The sequence below is a fragment of the Bacillus sp. 1A genome (genome assembly GCF_052682215.1).
This window is the reverse complement of the sequence record NZ_JBQYLZ010000001.1, coordinates 2003562-2020631: the sequence shown is the minus strand read 5'-3', so window position 1 is coordinate 2020631 and position 17070 is coordinate 2003562. Positions and strand designations below refer to the sequence as shown.

The window sequence follows — 17070 nt, the reverse complement described above, 5'->3', positions numbered from 1 at the left end:
CACCTCTTTTCTTATTTATTTCATCCGGTTATGTAAAAATAATGACCTTAACTTCTTCCGTCCTCTCGATAGACGATTGTATATAAAAGAAGTTTTCACTCCCATTTTCTCTGCAATATTTTCTACACTATCTTCTTCCACGTAATGCTTCATAAAGATTTCTTTATCGTTCTTCTTTAAATGATCTAATATATGTTCCATATCATTACTAATTTCATTTTTAGTCGTATCGGTATGCATCGCTATTTCACCTATTTGATCTAACCCTTTTTCATTTACTGTTTTCGCATATTTCTTCGCATAATCGATAGATTTGTATTTTGTAATAGCCGCGATCCAATTTTTTAAAGTATTTTTCTCTTCATCATACTTTTCAATATGATTCCAAATTGCTAATAACACATCATCCATACATTCCTCTTGTACATCTTGAAACGAAGCTAAATGCTTCTGAATAATACTTTTTATAAGTCCACCATACTCGTCGATAATAAAGTATAATGCTTTTTCATTCTTTTTCCTTAGCTGCATTGCAACGTTCTCTTCTGTAATTTTCATATGCACCCTCCTCTCTAACGTTCTCTATATCTATTAATTCGTATCATTACTTCTCATTTCTATCAATTTATACATATTTATTAATAATATCCAAAATAAACCTCATGTAGTAAAATATAACTGATTACTATAGAAGGAGACTATATATGTTGAGCTTACTTTGGGTTGTTTATATGCCACTTCTTGTTTTATGCGGATTGTTCGGTGGTATTTTTTTAATTGTTACTAGCATGAAACATCGTAAATTATTTGTTGGTTTAATGGGGCTACTTAGCTTCTCCTTTGTCACACTACCTTTTGTTTTTTGGGGCATGGGAGTGGATAGCAATACAATCCTCCCTATTTCAACAACTTTATATTGGATACTGTTTTCTTTAACTGGATTATTAGCAGGGGTAAGTGGAGTACAAGCCAAAATTAAAAGTATACGTAATATGGGATTCATTATTTTTACCACTGGAATATTAGGTGTTATCTTCTGGGAACTCATGTCTGTAGGTGATTCATTCTATATATAATATTTTTTAGCAACCTACAAATCGGAGGTAATACAAAAATGTTTGGAATATTAACTTGGATGATTTTAGCTCTTACTTTAATGTTATGCGCATTTATCGTTGGTACTTTTTTAATTATTGCTGGTATTAAATGTCGTAAATCACTTACTATTATAGCTGGTTTAATTAGCATTTCACTTATCGTTGTTCCTATTATTTGTATAGGTTATGGAATAGATTTAGAGGGGATGGTTCCAATTTCGGGAACTTTATATTGGGGTTTCTTCTCTTTAGCTGGACTATTAGCTATTATAAGCGGAAGAAAAATATCAAGTATTCGTTCTATGGGGACAATTTTATTTCTAGCAGGGCTGTGCTCCGTAACTGGTTATCATTTTTTATATCTCACTCTTTAAAAAGACAAAAAAGCAGGGAAATTAATTCCCTGCTTTTCTATTTGATTTATTGCCTGACGGTAAGAAGAACGATAACACCCAAGCAATCCCTGCGAGTATCGTTGCAATTAAGAAGGCATCGTTAATACCGTTAATTGCAGATAGCTTTGAAATTTGTCCAAATAATAGTTGCGTGCTCATCGCATCTCCTGCTTGCGCTGATCCAGCAATCGCTGCTAAACTTTGCCCCATGCCGTGTACTTTATCAACTAAAATTGGGTTTGACGTTGTTAACATGTTGCCGTAATCTGCTACGTGAGCAGTCGTTTGTTGCGTCATAAGTGTAATTAATATCGCTGTTCCAATTGAACCAGCTACTTGTCTTGACGTATTTTGCGTTGCTGTACCGTGAGAAATTAATTTCATCGGCAGTGCGTTCATACCTGCTGTCATAATTGGCATCATAATGAATGACATACCAATCGAACGTATAATATAATCCGTCATAATAACGCTATACGGTGTATCCATCGATAACGTTGTGAATTCATATGTCGCAAACGTTGTAATGGCTAAACCGACAATTGCTAACGGACGAATACCATACTTATCAAATAGTTTACCTGCAATAGGTCCCATGATCCCCATAATTAATGATCCTGGCAGTAGTAATAAACCTGATTCTATCGGTGTGAAACCGCGAATGTTTTGCAGATATACCGGAAGTAATAACATACCTCCGAATAATGCCATCGTAACAATTGCATTAATTACTAAAGTAAAAGTAAATACTGGGTATTTAAACACTTGTAAATCAAGCATTTTATTGTCTGTTGTTAGCTCTCTCCAAATAAATACCGCAATACCTACTACACCAATGATAAGTGAAATAACAACCTCTGCACTAGTCCAACTATTATTTCCTGCTTCACTAAATCCGTACAATAAGCTACCTAGTCCAATACTTGAACTAACAACACCGAATACATCTAACTTCGTTTTAGATACTGGCTGAGCTAGTGTAAAGAATTTTAAAGATAGGAATGTAATAATTAAACCGATAATAAACATCGCATAGAACATTAAGTTCCAGCTATAATTTTCAATCACCCAGCCCGTTACAGTTGGTCCGATAGCTGGTGCTAAAATCATCGCTACACCTAGTAATCCCATCGCTGCTCCGCGCTTATGAGGCGGGAATAATGTCATGAAAATATTCATACCAACCGGCATTAAAATACCTGCACCCACCGCCTGAATAACGCGGCCCGTCATCATCATTGTAAAGTTTCCTGAAATAGCACAAATGATAGATCCTACCGTGAAGAATAACATTGCCGCTACGAATAATTTACGATACGTAAATCGTGAAACTAAAAAGGCACTAATCGGTACTAAAATACCATTTACAAGCATGAAGCCTGTAATTAACCATTGTGCTGTTGAAGTTGATACGTTAAATTCATTCATTAACGGAGGCAATGCAACGTTAATAATTGTTTGGTTTAAAATAGAAACGAACATGCCGAGAATTAATACAGCTACAACTGCTTTTACGTTCACATTTTCTACAGGCGTAGACATTTGTTTTTTCGGCACTTCTTTTTCTTGTTTTACTTCTTCTTGCTTTCCTGTTTCTAACTCAACTACATTAGAAATTTCTGCTTCTTGCTTTCGTTCAATTTCTTTCTCTTCTGTTTCTACCTTACTTACTTCTATTTTATTTACGGCTGGGACTTGTTCTTCTCCCACGTTCGTTTTTTTCTTTCGTAAAAGACGATTTACAAGGAAGAAGACGATTATACAAAATAGTGCATATCCTGCAATTGCAATTGAGGACATCTCATCTCCCCCTTACTTATGAATACGAACTGACACATTCATTCCAGGAACAATATTTACTGATTTACTATGATCTAAAGAAATTTTAACTGGTACTACTTGTGTTACTTTCGTATAGTTCGCTGTTGCGTTGCTTGATGGTAACATAGAGAATGTATTCGCTGTTGTTAATCCAACTTGCTCTACTTTTCCTGATAACGTTGTATCTGGGTATGCATCTACATACACATCTACATCTTGACCTTTTTGTACATCGTCAACATCTGTTTCTTCAATGTTTGCTGTTACCCATAAATTGTTCATATCAAATGCATAAGCAATTGGGCTACCTGCTCCAACGAAAGCATTTGTTGTTGCATTTGATTGTACAATTGTTGCATTTTGTGGAATTGTTACATCTATTGTTTGTTCTCCATTTGCTGCCGCTACAGTAACAGCACCTAATTTATCATTTTCATTGTAATTCTTTCCTACTTCAGCTTTCCAGTCAGTTAATTTACCTGCTACTGGTGATGCAATCGGAATTACCTTTCCATCAATTTTTGCATTTTCTGTTTTTAAATAATTTTCCGCTTGATTGTAATAGTAATAACCGCCAATACCGCCGCCAACTAGTACAATTAATGTGATAATGTTGATAATCACCATTCTTCGAAACTGATTCATTGCATTCCTCTCCTTATATCGCATATAATTTTTTTCTAAACTATTTACGTCCTTATTGTTTAGATTGTTTAATTGTTAATTATATTAACTTTTAAACAAAAAAATCACACCATCTGCGGTGTAAATTGAAATTTATCTACCTGCGAGCGGTGCTGATTTCTGAAGGACTATCGTTTATAATTATAAATAATTATTTTGAATCTACAACCGACAATTTACGCATGAAATGTCGCTTAAACAACAATATAATACCTATATGTTGTTTAAGTATAGAAAATTAAACGAGGGGAAGTAAAAATGTCTATTAAAAATACAAATGATCCACGTGTAAAGCGGACGAGACAACTCATACAGGATGCTTTTGTCGCTTTAGTAGGCGAAAAAGGATTTGATGATGTAACTGTTCAACATATTGCAGAACGTGCTCCTGTAAATCGCGCTACGTTTTATAGCCATTACCATGATAAATATGACCTATTAGACAAAAGCATTGAAGAAATGTTAGAGAAGTTAACAGAAGTTATTAAGCCGAAAAATAGAAATAAAGAAGAGTTTCAACTTACATTTGATTCACCACATCCGACATTTTTGGCTTTGTTCGAACATATCGCAGAAAATGTGAACTTCTATAACGTTATGCTTGGTGATAAAGCCGCTGGAAACTACTCTTATAAAATGATGAAAACAATACAAACACATTTAACATTAAGCTTGTCTATTTCACAGCCAGATGATAAAGATCTTATGGTTCCTCGTGATATTTTAATTAGTTATGTGACAGGAGCTCATATCGGGATGATTATGTCATGGTTAAAAAGAGGGATGATTTATACCCCGCATTTTATGGCCATGCAATTAACTCGTTTAATTATTTTAGGAGCTCATACTGCTGCAGGATTAGAACGACCTTTTTAAAACATAAAAAAGCGAAGGAAAATCTCCTTCGCTTTTTCTATTAATTAAATGTAATGTTATGTACAGCCTCTTTATCAAGACGTTTAATAACTTCTACAATTAACTTCACTGCATTTTCATAGTCATCACGGTGTAACATTGCCGCATGAGAATGAATGTAGCGCGTTGCAATCGTAATTGCCATAGACGGAATACCATTTGCAGAAATGTGAATTGCGCCTGCATCCGTTCCACCGCCCGCTACTGAATCATATTGATACGGGATTTGTAATTCATCAGCAACATCAACTACAAAGTCACGTAAACCTGTATGTCCAATAACAGAAGCATCATATAAAATGATCTGTGGTCCGTCACCCATTTTACTTTGCGCTTCTTTTGCCGTTACACCTGGCGTATCTCCAGCGATGCCAACATCTACTGCGAACGCGATATCTGGTTTAATATAGTTCGCAGATGTTTTCGCACCACGAAGACCAACTTCTTCTTGTACAGTCCCTACGCCGTATACAACGTTTGGATGCTTTTCATCTTTTAATTGTTTTAATACGTCAATTGCAATTGCACAACCAATTCGGTTATCCCATGCTTTTGCAAGTAACATTTTTTCATTTTTCATCACTTGGAATTCAAAGTAAGGTACAACTTGATCGCCTGGTCGTACGCCCCACTCCATTGCCTCTTCTTGGCTAGAAGCACCAATATCGATGAACATGTCTTTAATTTCAACTGGCTTTTTACGCGCTTCTGGAGGTAAGATGTGCGGTGGTTTTGAACCAATTACACCTGTTACATCTCCTTTACGCGTTACAATTGTCACGCGCTGCGCAAGCATAACTTGTGACCACCAGCCACCAACCGTTTGGAAACGAAGGAAACCTTTGTCATCAATTTGTGTGATCATAAAGCCGACTTCATCTAAATGACCTGCAACCATAATTTTCGGGCCGTTTTCTTCCCCTACTTTTTTCGCAACTAAGCTTCCTAAATTATCAGTAGAAAGTTCGTCCGCAAACGGCTCAATATATTTCTTCATTACTTCGCGTGGTTCACGCTCGTTACCCGCAATACCACGTGCATCTGTTAATTCTTTTAGCATTGTCAATGTCGCGTCTAATTTTGTCATTGCCAACACCCTCCTTTTTCTTCAGTCACTTCATTATACAAAAGGAAATTGAAATATTCAAAAATTAAATCAATATCCTTGTGTTTGACGCTGATGATTTACTTCATTTTTATCTAAATATGCCTTTTCAATTTCTTCTTGCTCAAACTCTAGCGCTTGTCCAAGTCGAAGGTAGCTTGTAAATAATTCAATATAGTTCGTAATAGATGGTTGATCTGTAAAACGAATTACTTTCGCATATGTGTCTAAGAAAATTTCTACTTGTGTTTTATTCGTTTGTGCACATTTATAGAATAGGAAGTTTTTATCAATACCTAAATCAATTCCGATTGATAAAATAAAATGCAAGCCATCTACGTATTCTTCTAATATTACTTCACGTTCTGATGCTGGTTTGTTGCTCCAATATTTAAAACAACGTGTTTCATTTGCAAGTTCTCCAATTTCTACAAGAAGAGCTAACATTTTTTCTTTTAACAACTTTTTCGGTTGTAAATCATGCTCTTTCACAATACGGTCATCTAATTCTTTTTGTAATTTAAATAGTTGTAGTAAGTCCATTCTATTGTCCTCCTCCAACATCGCATTTTACGCAACAATGTTGTTTCATCTCAAAGTTCATTATTATTTTTCGTTTCTTATTAATAAGTCAGCCATTTATCTCTTTACAAAATAGCTTGTCCTTAATTTACAAATACGTTTCAATCATCACTATTAGATTGTTCACTCCGATTGGTGATAGTTAATCATTATCCGGGGATTGTCCACTGATAAAAAATTTATTTTATCTGATGAAAGTTCCATATCATCTTTCCATTATAGCAGTGTCGTTTCAGGTAGGAAAGATACTCTTCTTTCCAAAGGGGGATAATTGAAAAAAGCCAGGAGAATTCTCCTGGCTTCATATAGATATTCTTCTATATCGCTATAGTTTTTATATTGATTTTGTCATATCGATAACGACATACTTCTCTTTGCATACAAATAAAAAAACCTTAGAAGAAAAATCTTCTAAGGTTTCAACTAATTAATTAGTTAATGTTGTTTTTTGCAACTGTTGCTAATTCAGCGAAAGCTTTTTCGTCATGAACAGCTAAGTCAGCAAGCATCTTGCGGTTAACTTCGATGCCAGCATTTTTAAGACCGTGCATTAAACGGCTGTAAGAAAGACCATTCATACGAGCTGCTGCGTTGATACGTGTAATCCATAATTTACGGAAGTCACGTTTCTTTTGACGACGGTCACGGAATGCATACATTAGAGATTTCATAACCTGTTGGTTAGCAACCTTGAATAATGTACTCTTAGAACCGTAGTAACCTTTTGCTAATTTTATAACTTTTTTACGACGTTGACGAGTAACTGTACCACCTTTTACTCTTGGCATAATATTACCTCCTAATTGTTCTATATATCAGCCGAACTTATTTTAAGTTGTCAAGCATTTGACGAATGCGTTTGAAGTCACCAGCGCTTACTACACCAGCTTTACGTAGTTTACGTTTAGCTTTTGTAGATTTGTTAGCGAATAAATGGCTTGTGTAAGCGTGAGAACGTTTCAGTTTACCTGATCCAGTCTTTTTGAAACGCTTTGCAGAGCCGCGATGAGTTTTTTGTTTAGGCATAGGTATTTCCTCCTCTATCTATTACTTATCGTTTTTCGGTGCTAAAACTAAGAACATACTACGTCCTTCCATTTTAGGCTTAGATTCAATTGTACTAACTTCAGCACAAGCTTCTGAGAAGCGATCTAAAACACGTTGACCGATTTCTTTATGAGTAATGGCACGTCCTTTAAAGCGAATTGACGCTTTAACCTTGTCGCCTTTCTCTAAAAACTTGATAGCATTACGAAGTTTTGTGTTAAAGTCGTGTTCGTCAATTGTTGGACTTAAACGAACTTCTTTCATGCTAATTACTTTTTGATTTTTGCGCTGTTCTTTTTCTTTCTTCTGTTGCTCAAAGCGGAATTTACCGTAGTCCATAATGCGGCATACTGGCGGTTTCGCATTTGGAGCAACTAATACTAAATCAAGATTAAGATTTGCAGCTAAGTCTAAAGCGTCATTACGAGACTTGATTCCAAGTTGATCGCCATTTGCACCAACTAAACGTACTTCACGTGCACGAATTTGCTCGTTAATCATCATATCCTTGCTAATAGTAAGCCACCTCCAAGGTTTTTTCAGAACATCTTTTGTAGTCATAGAACCCGACAAAAAAAGTGCGGGCATACGACACCCACACTTGTAAATTCTTAAGTAAGAAATACATTTACCTGTAAACTGCGAATGCGTCCATCAGGTGAGAAGCGGGTGCTTCTACTTGTTCCACAAAACAATATTCTATTATCCTTGATGAGTTTATCATAGGACATGACGTCTGTCAAGAAGACGCTATGTGTTTTACTAACAACAAGAAATATTGTAACAAACAACTAACATACTTGCAATACTTTTTTATGATAAGTATAGTTTGGTTATTTTTTCTAGTTTTTCTTTTTTATAATACATACGAAAGCCGCGGTATACCGCGGCTCTGTCTTATCGTTTTCCTTCTACTTTAATCATATCAACAAAAGCATCTAATGCAATTGTTTCTGATTTTTGTTCACCATATTTACGTACGTTTACGCCGTTTTCAGTTACTTCATTGTCACCTACTACAAGCATGTACGGAATTTTTTGCATTTGTGCTTCACGGATTTTGTAACCAATTTTCTCTTCACGAGTATCTAATTCAACACGGATACCAGCACGACGTAATTCATCTTGTACTTTCTTCGCATAGTCTAAATGTACTTGCGGAGAAACTGGAATTACTTGCGCTTGAACTGGAGCTAACCAAGTTGGGAATGCACCTTTGTATTCTTCAATTAAGAAGGCTACGAAACGTTCCATAGTTGATACAACACCACGGTGAATTACAACTGGACGATGTTGTTTACCGTCTTCACCAACGTAAGATAATTCAAAGCGTTCTGGAAGTAAGAAGTCTAATTGTACAGTTGAAAGTGTTTCGTCTTTTCCAAGAGCAGTACGAACTTGAACGTCAAGTTTTGGACCGTAGAATGCCGCTTCACCTTCAGCTTCATAGTAATCAAGACCCATTTCATCCATAGCTTCTTTTAACATACCTTGTGCTTTTTCCCACATCTCATCATCAGCATAGTACTTTTTAGTATCAGCTGGGTCACGATAAGATAGACGGAATGAATAATTCTCTAAACCGAAATCTTTGTACACTTCTAGAGTTAAGTTTACAACACGTTTTAACTCTTCTTTAATTTGATCTGGGCGAACGAAAATGTGCGCATCGTTTAAAGTCATTCCGCGTACACGTTGTAATCCAGATAATGCTCCAGACATTTCATAGCGGTGCATTGTTCCAAGTTCCGCAATACGGATTGGTAATTCACGGTAGCTGTGAATATCATTTTTATAAACCATCATGTGGTGAGGGCAGTTCATCGGACGAAGAACTAACTCTTCATTATCCATTTTCATTGATGGGAACATACCATCACGGTAGTGATTCCAGTGACCAGAAGTTTCATAAAGCTCTCTGCTTCCTAGTACTGGAGTGTATACGTGATCATAGCCTAAGCTTGCTTCTTTATCAACGATGTAACGCTCGATAATGCGGCGGATAGTTGCACCTTTTGGTAACCAAAGTGGTAAACCTTGTCCTACTTTTTGGCTATTAGTAAATAGTTTTAATTCTTTACCTAATTTACGGTGATCGCGCTCTTTCGCTTCTTCAAGCATACGTAAGTGCTCATCTAATTCTGCTTTCTTAACGAATGCAGTACCGTAAATACGTTGTAGCATTTTATTATTGCTATCGCCGCGCCAGTAAGCACCTGCAACGCTTAATAATTTAAATACTTTAATTTTCCCTGTAGATGGAAGGTGAACACCACGGCAAAGATCGAAGAATTCGCCTTGCTCATAGATTGAAATAACTGCATCTTCTGGAAGATCGTTAATTAAATCTAATTTTAACTCATCGCCGATTTCTTCAAAGCGACGAAGTGCTTCTGCACGTGGCACTTCATGACGAACGATTTCTAAGTTCTCGTTCACAATTTTTTGCATTTCTTTTTCGATTTTCTTGAAGTCTTCAACTGTAATTGCTTCTTCCATATCAATATCGTAGTAGAAGCCATTTTCAATTACTGGACCAATGCCGAGCTCAAGCTTAGCATCTTTATATAAACGTTTTAACGCTTGTGCTAATAGGTGGGCTGTTGAATGGCGTAAAATGTATAAGCCATCTTCAGAATCTAATGTAATAATAGAAACTGCACCATCTTCTTCGATTGGTGTAACAAGATCGATCATCTCATCGTTTAATTTTCCAGCCACAGCTTTTTTCTTTAAGCCTGGGCTAATAGAAGCTGCGATTTCTTCAGTTGTTACGCCTTTTGGAAACTCCTTCACAGCTCCATCAGGGAAAGTAATTTTAACTACATCTGCCATCACTGGTCACTCCTCTTTTTTTCAAAATAAAAAACACTCATCCCGTAAAAAGGGACGAGTGTTGAATTCGTGGTTCCACCCTTGTTCCAATTAACATTATTGTTAATTGCTCAAGTTCAACATAACGGTGTTGTCCGTTAGCAATTACTAGAAAAAACCGTTCACTGCTAAAGTTTAGAGGTGGTAAGTAATAATCCCGTACTAGGAAGCTCACACCCTAAGGCTTCCCTCTCTGAAAATCGTAGAAAACTACTCATGTCCTCATCATGACATTTCAATATATTTCATTTATGTAGGTAATTATATGCTCAAAAACTTAGAAAATCAAGGGCGTTACCTTTATTTTTTAAATTTTTCACATTGCGCTCAAACTCATGTAATCCATGTAATTGGACCCGTTCTTGAAATACATTTCGCAAAGTAATAATCATATTATGGTCTTGTTCTTTCGTATATAAATAAATTTTTTTCGGCGAAATAGAAAGAAGTGGTGCAATTACTTTCGTATCAATATATACATCCTTTTGCTTTAATAATTCCTCGTCTATATATTGGACCAATTTCTCCTGTTTTAAACGTCTACCTTTATCATCATAGAAAATAAAACTTTCATCAAAAATAAGATGCACACAGGACAAACGTGATTTTCGGCTGCGCACTTGTTGCCTTAGCGTCTCAATAAACATTTGATATTCTTGTTCCAACTTATACTCATCAATCGACAATTCAGCAAGCTTAGCTACCATTTCCCTATATGTACGAAGGCGAAAACGAACATATGATGAAAACGAGAACGAAAGCGGATCACAAAGCCAGTTATTTAAAGAAGATTTAATATATGATTCAAATGTGTGACGTGTTAATTCACGAGCAATCCCTTTTCTTCTTCCCTTTAAAATCTCTTGTGCCATATGCAATATTTGATGACACTCTTCCTCTTCTTCATAAAAAAACTTCTCTTTTAAGATTGTATAAATCCACTTATTTTGCTTTACATTCACAATGAAATATACCATTACCGGCAATAAAATCTTTTCAATATAATTCGATTCACATACTGGTATGTGAATCACCACTTTTTGTTCCTGTAAATACACACTCGTTTCCTTATATAACAGTTCCGCTCTTTTCAATAGTTGTCTATATACATGCATAGCATCATTTTTTTCTTCGAAGCAAATTTCAATCACTTTTGTCCCCCCTTTTATCCCTGCTCTAAAGGATTGTATCTATACGTTACAAATCCTATAAGAGTCCGTCCCGCGTGAAGTTCACTCTTAGTAGAATTACATTTCCTATCGTTAGAAAATCCACTCAATATGGCTTGCTAATTTTATATATATTAAGGGAGGGAGAAAAAAATGATACAAGCTACAATGAATTTTCTATAAGAAGTTTTTCGTTTTGCAATTCACCTATTCTGAAAAGTGTTCAAAACGAAAAAAGAGCAAGCTTTTCAGCTTACTCTTTACTTATGACGTCGGTTTTTCCCGCCAATCGGAATTGGCTTCGCTAAATATTTAATTCGTTCCATAATACGTGCTGCTTTCATTTGTTCTGCTTCACCACGCTGTGTATACGTTAAATGATGTTCCAATTCCTTGAAATCAAAGTTAGACGTAAAGAACGTCGGCAAGTTTTCTAACATACGGAATTGCAAAATTGCACCAAGCACATCGTCACGCACAAAGCTTGACATCGCTTCTGCTCCGATATCATCTAGCATTAAAACTTGTACGCGTTTCACCGCATCAATCTTTTCCCCAATCGAATTATCTTGAATCGAACTTTTAATTTCACGTAGAAATTCAGGGAAGTATACGAGCATCGAACTTATTTTCTTTTGAGCAAGTTCATTCGCCATTGCTCCTAACAAATACGTTTTCCCTACACCAAATTTACCGTACAAATATAAACCTTGTACTTTTTTACCAGGTTCATATGTACTTAAAAATTCATTAGCTGCACCAATTGCATCAATACGCGCATCTAAATCTGAAGGATCTAAGTTTTCCATCGTTGCCTGTAAAATGTCAGTTGGCATATATACACTTTGAACGAGTTTTTCATATTTCTTTCTCTCGTCATATGCTACTTTTCTAACACAACGATCGTATTGAATATCAATCATCTTCCCTTGGATAACGAGCTTTGGCTCATATCCTTGCAGCATGTTTTTACACGAACCTAGATCCGGACAATCCGCACAACCTACACTTTGTCCAATATATTCGTATAACTTCACCAGGCTGCGTTCAATCATAGAAGTTGTTACTTCACCTTGATGTTCGTCTATAAATTCTTTCACACGCGGATGTGCCATTACTTCCGCCTTTAATACTTCATATCTATTTTTAAAATTTTTATTTTCCATTAACTTTGCAAATGAATTTTGAATATGCTCCATTTTCTCACCTCAAAGAGCGTTCATTCTCTTCTATTAATCACGCTTATATTTTTTTAACACTTCTTCTAGTCGTTTTCGTTCATCATCTAACGTACTTGCATCTTTTTTCTTACTTACATCTTTCTTCACTATTTCTTTCTCTTGTTCTTTCGGCTCTTCTTTCAGCCAATCTGGTACCATTTCTTTTCTTATCGTTTTCTTCGACGTACGGCCTTTTTTCTTCGTCTCAGCCCATTCTTGATATTGACGGTTTTCTTCTTTCGCTAACGCCATTGCTTCAGCTACTGTACCGACCTTTTTACGTGCCCAATGCCCAGCAATTTTCTCCACATACGTTTTCGCAAGCTTCATATCTGAGCGTAGCATAACGTAATAAATAAGTACATTCACAACACCTGGCGTTAATTTTTGATTGATCATTACATCTTCAACGATCTGCAAGTCAGCCTTTGTCGCCTCTGCACCACCAGAGATTTCTTTTAATAGTTGTTTTGGTGAGATTTCCTCTAACTGTTTTATTAACATCTCTTCTTGCGTAGAAGGCTCTTTTCCTTCCATCATACGTGCAGCGTGAGGTTGTACTCTTTCACTTAATACAGGTAACGCTTGACCGTTTTCGAACTGATACCAATCACGTGCTCCTTTTCTAAGCCTTTCGATATCAATTGTCTGCATCTCTGTCACCGTACCAAGAACGATATTTTGCATCGATAACACATCTACATCGTACACGTAAGCAAGTGTACTGACACATTCTCGCACTTGATCTGTAATCGCCTTTTTAGGGACAAGAGCGGACAAGCCATCTACAAATAAGGAGAAATCAAAGAAATCATTCCAAACTTTTGGAGCGTCTCCCTTCTCGTTACTTGGCATAGCTGTCGTTTTTGGAATACGAAGATCTTCTTGCGCATGCTCAAGCTGTCCTGGATTAAACGAACCAAACACATCATTGAAAGAACGCGTAACATTTTCATAAGAAGCAAAATCAAATTCTTCTTCTAAGAAATATTGCTTTACTTGATTATATTTTGTCCGACTCAATCGATTGTATAAAAAGATGCTTAACACAATATCATCAAAAAACTGCTTCGGAGATAAAGGTGGTTGCAATTCGTATATAAACATTCGAATATCTTTTTCTTTCTTAATATATACCTTCAAAAGGCCAATTGCTTCTAACTTTACTCGTTCCTCATATATTTCGGGAAGCTGCATCTGCATGGTCACCATAAGGGAATGATGTGTATTCTCTTTTCCAAACACACGATCTTGCTCTAACTCTCCCCATAGCGTCATGTACAAACTAAAAGCTCTACTACCTATTAACGGCTGATACAACATCGTTAACACTTTTCGGTCGTAATTATGCAGTAACCCTTTCGCACTTACTTTATAACGATCAATTGGCAATAGCTCCATCCATGACTGTTTTTCCATTCTTGCTTTTCCTTTCTCTCATCCAATCTATCCTCTACTTCATTCGTTCTATCTTCATTATATAATTGCTTAGCGAAAAAGAGCTATTAGCTTTCGCTTCTAGCTCTCTTATCTCATTACTTACGGTATGTAAAGAGAATAAAATACAACTTCTACTCTCTTTCTTTTTGCAGTATATCTTTTAATTCTTCAATAAATACATTTAAATCTTTAAATTGGCGATATACAGAAGCAAAACGCACGTAAGCAACATCATCAATATCACGCAGTTCTTCCATAACAATTTCACCAATCATATCACTTTTCACTTCTGATATACCTAAATTACGAAGTTCACGTTCCACACTTTGAGTTACTTCTTCTAATTGTCTTAAAGATACTGGTCTTTTTTCGCACGCTTTAATTAAGCCGCGCAAAATCTTTTCTTTATTAAATTCTTCTCGTGTGCCTTCTTTTTTTACAACGATAAGAGGTGACTCTTCTACTCTTTCAAATGTCGTAAAGCGACTTAAACAACTTTCACACTCTCTCCTTCTTCGAATAGAGCGCCCCTCGTCTACCGGACGCGAATCTAACACTCTTGTACCATTATGCGAACAGGATGGACAACGCAATATATTCACTCCTTTACACTATACTCTTTATTTTTTCTCTACTTACTTCATCTGACAATATATATACAATATTATATAACTCATTCTAACTCTCTTACCACTTTAAGTTTAAGCACATTATTTTATCATCTCGTTTTCAAAAATAAGATGGTAGATGGGGTGCTAACTTATTCGTAAGAGCCCAATTTATCTCACTAACGAGTACGTTATATTTTTCCTTTTTTATAAACTAAAAAAGAGGTGCATTATACACCTCTTTACATTTTAAATCAATTATGTTCTTTTTTAAAGAGCTTTTGTTTCTCTCTGCTTAATTTCGAAGCTACCAGTGCCTCGAGGAAGCTCGATGCTCTCACGCGTTTTCGCGTTTAAACCTTCTGCAATATATTCTGCAGCAACATTTGGATCAATACGATCCCCACAAGTATAAACATCAATACTTGCGTAACCGTGCTCCGGAAAGCTATGAATTGTTAAATGTGATTCCGAGATAATTACTACTCCACTTACACCTTGTGGTGCAAATTTATGGAAAGCAACCTCACGCACTTCAGCACCAGCTCTCAGTGCTGCATCCACAAATAATTGTTCAATATACGGCATGTCATTAAGCTTGTCGAAATCGCAATCCCAAAGTTCAGCGATTACGTGACGACCCATCGTATCCATAGTATCCATTCTACAGTTCCCCCTTGTAAATTTATTCTAACTGTTCGAATTGAAAACTAATTTGCAATTTGGCTTGCTCCACTACCACGGGGGAAAGTTAGTCCAGAGAGGTCCTAACCCTTTAAGTAGTGACTACGTACCTCAGCTCTTAAGTTTACGAGTGTTAGTATACTTTGTTTATTTTCATTTTGCAACAACAGTTTTTTCGATTTTCTGTCATATTTTCCTCTTTACTTTTCCCTAAAAAACATAAACGATTCACAAATACAGTAATCACAACGTTTCGTGGTATGTCCACTTTCAAAAATATACTCCTATAATTTTTTTCCTTTTCAGAAAAAAATAAAAAAAAGAGGGCAAATATTCACTTGCCCTCTCCCTTATTCACTTAAATATGTTGCACATTTTTTTGCTTCGCTAATTCGTCAACAACTAACGTTACAAGATCTACAACACGACGAGAGTAGCCCCACTCGTTATCATACCAAGCAAGTACTTTCACTTTACGATCACCCATTACCATTGTAGATAAACCATCAATAATAGCTGAGTGTGTATTTGTATTAAAGTCAATAGATACTAAAGGCTCTTCGCTGAATTCTACAATGCCTTTTAACGCACCGTTTGCAACAGTTTTGAATGCTTCATTAATAGCTTCAACTGTCACATCACGTTTTACATCTACTACTAAGTCAACAAGAGACACGTTTGGTGTTGGTACACGAAGTGCCATACCATGAAGTTTTCCGTTTAAGTGCGGAAGAACCTTTGCAAGCGCTTTCGCAGCACCTGTCGTTGTCGGAATGATTGATTGTCCGCAAGCACGTGCTCTTCTTAAATCTTTATGTGGGTTATCAATATTTTTTTGGTCATTTGTATAAGCGTGAACAGTTGTCATTAAACCGTTTTCAATTCCAAACTGCTCATCTAACACCTTAACAACAGGCGCTAAACAGTTTGTTGTGCAAGATGCATTTGAAATAACAGTATGTTTTGTAATATCTAATTGGTCTTCGTTCACACCAACTACAATTGTTACATCTTCATTTTTACCAGGCGCTGTTAAAATAACTTTTTTCGCTCCAGCTTCAACATGTAGAATTGCTTTTTCTTTTGAATTAAATTTACCAGTTGCTTCAATTACAACTTCAACACCTAGATCTGTCCAAGGCAATTCCTTTGGATCGCGGTTGTTTAAAAGGCGAATCATTTTCCCATCAACTAATAAGTAATCTTCAAATGCTTCTACTGTTCCGTCAAACTTGCCGTGAACTGTATCATATTTAATTAAATGTGCTAACGTTTCAGATGGATAGCTTGCATTGATTGCTACAATTTCGAATGCGCTTTCTTTTATTGCCTGACGAAATACCATTCTCCCAATACGTCCAAATCCATTAATTGCCACACGAGTCATAATATGTTATCCCCCTTGAATGCGTTATACTATTTATCTCCA

Annotated in this window: 18 protein-coding genes and 2 other annotated features; of the genes, 3 read left to right on the top strand and 15 right to left on the bottom strand. The window is 36.1% G+C overall.

What is annotated here, in order from left to right; genetic code table 11:
• Window positions 1-15: 15 nt before the first annotated feature.
• A complete protein-coding gene (locus ACUN0F_RS10190; protein WP_445539452.1) occupies window positions 16-558 on the bottom strand; it encodes a sigma-70 family RNA polymerase sigma factor in 543 nt (180 codons plus the stop codon).
• A gap of 146 nt (window positions 559-704) precedes the next feature.
• Here ACUN0F_RS10190 and ACUN0F_RS10185 point away from each other — a divergent pair, with 146 nt between their 5' ends.
• Window positions 705-1076: a hypothetical protein gene (locus tag ACUN0F_RS10185; RefSeq protein ID WP_000950053.1), complete on the top strand. Its 372-nt coding sequence runs from the start codon at window positions 705-707 to the stop codon at window positions 1074-1076.
• Between the two features lie 38 nt (window positions 1077-1114).
• Complete coding sequence (locus ACUN0F_RS10180) at window positions 1115-1471, top strand: ammonia permease (protein WP_426969095.1); 357 nt, start codon at window positions 1115-1117, stop codon at window positions 1469-1471.
• 21 nt (window positions 1472-1492) lie between these two features.
• Here the strand turns inward: ACUN0F_RS10180 and ACUN0F_RS10175 are convergent, their stop codons facing one another.
• Together ACUN0F_RS10175 and ACUN0F_RS10170 are read right to left on the bottom strand one after the other, a co-directional pair.
• Window positions 1493-3292 carry a DHA2 family efflux MFS transporter permease subunit gene (locus ACUN0F_RS10175; RefSeq protein WP_046956237.1) on the bottom strand — a complete coding sequence of 600 codons (1800 nt, stop codon included), beginning with the start codon at window positions 3290-3292 and terminating at the stop codon, window positions 1493-1495.
• 12 nt (window positions 3293-3304) lie between these two features.
• The gene (locus tag ACUN0F_RS10170) at window positions 3305-3958 is read right to left on the bottom strand and encodes an HlyD family secretion protein (protein WP_264462099.1); all 654 of its coding nucleotides are present in this window, start codon (window positions 3956-3958) and stop codon (window positions 3305-3307) included.
• A 297-nt stretch (window positions 3959-4255) separates the two neighbouring features.
• Between ACUN0F_RS10170 and ACUN0F_RS10165 the strand changes: the two genes are divergently transcribed.
• Complete coding sequence (locus ACUN0F_RS10165; RefSeq protein WP_000023655.1) at window positions 4256-4873, top strand: TetR/AcrR family transcriptional regulator; 618 nt, start codon at window positions 4256-4258, stop codon at window positions 4871-4873.
• A 40-nt stretch (window positions 4874-4913) separates the two neighbouring features.
• On the opposite strand, the gene ACUN0F_RS10160 is transcribed toward ACUN0F_RS10165, so the two are convergent.
• From ACUN0F_RS10160 to ACUN0F_RS10105, 12 genes are all read right to left on the bottom strand, one after another.
• Complete coding sequence (locus tag ACUN0F_RS10160; RefSeq protein ID WP_000163551.1) at window positions 4914-5999, bottom strand: M42 family metallopeptidase; 1086 nt, start codon at window positions 5997-5999, stop codon at window positions 4914-4916.
• 69 nt (window positions 6000-6068) lie between these two features.
• Entirely contained in the window at window positions 6069-6560 is a 492-nt protein-coding gene (locus ACUN0F_RS10155; RefSeq protein ID WP_000365057.1) for a dUTP diphosphatase, read from the bottom strand.
• 470 nt (window positions 6561-7030) lie between these two features.
• Entirely contained in the window at window positions 7031-7387 is a 357-nt protein-coding gene (rplT, locus tag ACUN0F_RS10150) for a 50S ribosomal protein L20 (protein WP_001138364.1), read from the bottom strand.
• Between the two features lie 37 nt (window positions 7388-7424).
• A complete protein-coding gene (gene rpmI, locus ACUN0F_RS10145; protein WP_001125946.1) occupies window positions 7425-7625 on the bottom strand; it encodes a 50S ribosomal protein L35 in 201 nt (66 codons plus the stop codon).
• A 21-nt stretch (window positions 7626-7646) separates the two neighbouring features.
• The gene (infC, locus tag ACUN0F_RS10140) at window positions 7647-8150 is read right to left on the bottom strand and encodes a translation initiation factor IF-3 (RefSeq protein WP_000973214.1); all 504 of its coding nucleotides are present in this window, start codon (window positions 8148-8150) and stop codon (window positions 7647-7649) included.
• A gap of 62 nt (window positions 8151-8212) precedes the next feature.
• Window positions 8213-8333, bottom strand: a sequence feature (ribosomal protein L20 leader region).
• Window positions 8334-8543: 210 nt separating this feature from the next.
• Window positions 8544-10481, bottom strand: coding sequence for a threonine--tRNA ligase (gene thrS, locus ACUN0F_RS10135; protein ID WP_445539451.1), 1938 nt, complete (start codon window positions 10479-10481; stop codon window positions 8544-8546).
• A 47-nt stretch (window positions 10482-10528) separates the two neighbouring features.
• Window positions 10529-10758 (bottom strand) — a binding site (T-box leader).
• A 31-nt stretch (window positions 10759-10789) separates the two neighbouring features.
• Window positions 10790-11671, bottom strand: a complete 882-nt coding sequence (ytxC, locus tag ACUN0F_RS10130; protein WP_087985377.1) for a putative sporulation protein YtxC — start codon at window positions 11669-11671, stop codon at window positions 10790-10792.
• Window positions 11672-11949: 278 nt separating this feature from the next.
• Complete coding sequence (dnaI, locus tag ACUN0F_RS10125; RefSeq protein ID WP_000400114.1) at window positions 11950-12888, bottom strand: primosomal protein DnaI; 939 nt, start codon at window positions 12886-12888, stop codon at window positions 11950-11952.
• Between the two features lie 33 nt (window positions 12889-12921).
• Window positions 12922-14328 (bottom strand): replication initiation and membrane attachment family protein, encoded by a 1407-nt coding sequence (locus ACUN0F_RS10120; protein WP_046956233.1) that lies wholly within the window; start codon window positions 14326-14328, stop codon window positions 12922-12924.
• Between the two features lie 152 nt (window positions 14329-14480).
• Window positions 14481-14942: a transcriptional regulator NrdR gene (gene nrdR / locus ACUN0F_RS10115; protein WP_001203687.1), complete on the bottom strand. Its 462-nt coding sequence runs from the start codon at window positions 14940-14942 to the stop codon at window positions 14481-14483.
• A gap of 285 nt (window positions 14943-15227) precedes the next feature.
• The gene (speD, locus tag ACUN0F_RS10110) at window positions 15228-15611 is read right to left on the bottom strand and encodes an adenosylmethionine decarboxylase (protein ID WP_002003660.1); all 384 of its coding nucleotides are present in this window, start codon (window positions 15609-15611) and stop codon (window positions 15228-15230) included.
• A 388-nt stretch (window positions 15612-15999) separates the two neighbouring features.
• On the bottom strand, window positions 16000-17028 hold the full coding sequence (locus ACUN0F_RS10105) for a glyceraldehyde-3-phosphate dehydrogenase (RefSeq protein ID WP_445539450.1): 1029 nt from the start codon (window positions 17026-17028) through the stop codon (window positions 16000-16002).
• Window positions 17029-17070: the final 42 nt, after the last annotated feature.